This is a genomic window from Vibrio sp. 10N.222.49.C9 (genome assembly GCF_041474985.1).
GTDB lineage: Bacteria > Pseudomonadota > Gammaproteobacteria > Enterobacterales > Vibrionaceae > Vibrio > Vibrio crassostreae_C.
On record NZ_JBFRVD010000970.1, the window covers coordinates 1 to 429 of the forward strand.

Consider the following 429-nt stretch of genomic DNA (forward strand, 5'->3'; position numbering starts at 1 on the left):
GGGTTATACGGCTTATAGGCGGTATAGGTAACCACTTAATGTTTGAGTTACTATCTTCCCTATTGTGTTTGGGTTGATGTAATTTGGTCCTTCTGAGCGGCTTTTATCATTTTTTCCTGCACAAGTTTAATTCCTTGAGGGGATATGCCGTGAGGTTTACGGCGCTCATCGTGAATGAGTCGTTTAATGGCTTCATCGATGGGCCAGAGTCGCTGTTCTATGTCTGCTGATTGTGAGGGAGTGAGTCTAAGTCCAAAGCTATACTCATCAAGTGCTTGTTTGAATGCTTCGTGATAGCCAAGCTTTGAGATTGGAAAGCCTATCAGTTCGTCGCGTCCATTGGGGTTGTATTGATAAATGCGCCACTGTGGTGAGTAGCATACTTGCTCTTCCCCGTTCTTATTGATGCCTACTTTGCGATGTAGGTAT

The 429-nt window shown here is 44.3% G+C and carries 1 protein-coding gene; it reads right to left on the minus strand.

Going from position 1 to position 429, the window contains the following annotated elements; translation table 11 throughout:
- Positions 1 to 59: 59 nt before the first annotated feature.
- On the minus strand, positions 60 to 429 hold a 370-nt coding region (locus AB4585_RS26465; protein ID WP_372171725.1), incomplete at its 5' end, for a hypothetical protein.